We start from the raw sequence: 1,507 nt of genomic DNA on the forward strand, positions 1-1,507 counted from the left end.
AATTGAAGCTGGAATTGACTCTACTAAACTAAATAACCTTAGACAGGGATTAGAAGCTGCTCTACAACAGTCTTGGAAAGATGACCCTATCACTAGAAATGATGCGTTAGCTCTGCTCGGATTTACTGAGGATAACGAATTAGCAAAATCATTTGAACGAGCAGACCGTATCGCTCCAATATTAGCTAATTCACCAATTATTCATGGAAACCCTAGAACCGTGAAAAGACTTTTAAACGTAATAAAAATGCGTTCTAAGACCGCTGCGCGTCGCAATATGCCAATAGATGAAGCACTTATAACTAAACTAGTAGTATTTGAACGATGCGCTGGAGCACAAGCTACAAAAGACTTTTATAACTGTATTGATAAAGAACGGGGAAAACCTAGTTTCATTTCAAGTTTGGAGTCCGGTAAAGATGCTGATCTCCCTAAATCATGGACTGATAATCCAACAACAACAGCTTTTATAAAAGACTGGGCACAGCTTGAACCTAAACTATCTAACACTGATTTAAGACCTGCAATATATTTATCTAGAGAAACTATACCTATAGGTACATACATCACAGGTATATCTCCAGCAGGTAGAGATATTTTAGATGCGCTTATAGTTACGCAAAATGAGGCATCACAGACAGCAAAAAGACTTATGCAAACAATAGTGCTAGAAGAAGAAGTCCCTATTATGGAAGGTCTCATTAGTCATCTTAGGACAGTATCAGATTGGGCAAATAAGCCAATAGGTTTTGCTGGTGCTTATATTCTTGCAGAACACTCTGAAGCTTCAGCAAATATATTAGTCAGGTACTTAGGTAGCCTCAATGAACAGCCTGTATGGTTGAAGCGCGTTTTAAATCAATCATCGTGGTCTAAGGAGCAGTAATGGGAACTTCGCAATCTAGCCCAGGACCAGGAGGAAAGTCTCCTTTAATACCACCTTGGGCTGATGACACACCTGAGCAAGCTTTACCAAATTCAGGAAATCGTCGCTATGCTTCTTTCAGAGAGTCTTTAGGTAGAGCAGTATCAAACGGTAGTAGTTCCGATTTAAGAAAAGCTGTTGGGCATTATGCAAAAATTTCCAGTGGAGGAAGTGCAGCAGCAGTAAGACGCATGGGTAGTGCGACCAGTGTAGGTTCACAACTATTTGGTTTGCTAACTAGTGGTAGTGGTACCGGTACTTCAGCTATCAATTTAGATAGTCTGAACGGTCTACCTGTTGACATTGCAATATCTAGGATAACGCAGTCTCTTGCAACTGAAGATGGTGATTCAGAAAAAATAAGAGCTGCTATGAATCTATCCTTAGCCGAAGCGTTAGAAGGCATAGAAATATTCGATTCTCAAAACGTCACAGCTGAGATTATTACCAATACAATGATAAATTACCTATGTAGAGTTATTTTTGTACAATTAATGATGGATTCTGGGGGTGCATTTGACAAAGCTGAAACGCCTAAACAAGCAATTCACATAGAAAACTCTTTATATTCATTAATTGATG

General features: G+C 39.1%; 1 protein-coding gene and 1 pseudogene. Both read left to right on the forward strand.

The features are described from left to right. Positions 1-886 (forward strand): annotated as a pseudogene (locus ACS8FC_RS14095) (hypothetical protein); the annotation flags it as partial. Continuing rightward, a partial coding sequence (locus tag ACS8FC_RS14100) for a hypothetical protein (protein WP_439297221.1) occupies positions 886-1,507 on the forward strand: 622 nt, incomplete at its 3' end. The pseudogene ACS8FC_RS14095 and the gene ACS8FC_RS14100, both read left to right, overlap by 1 nt.

This window comes from Psychrobacter sp. 1Y4 (genome assembly GCF_051847555.1).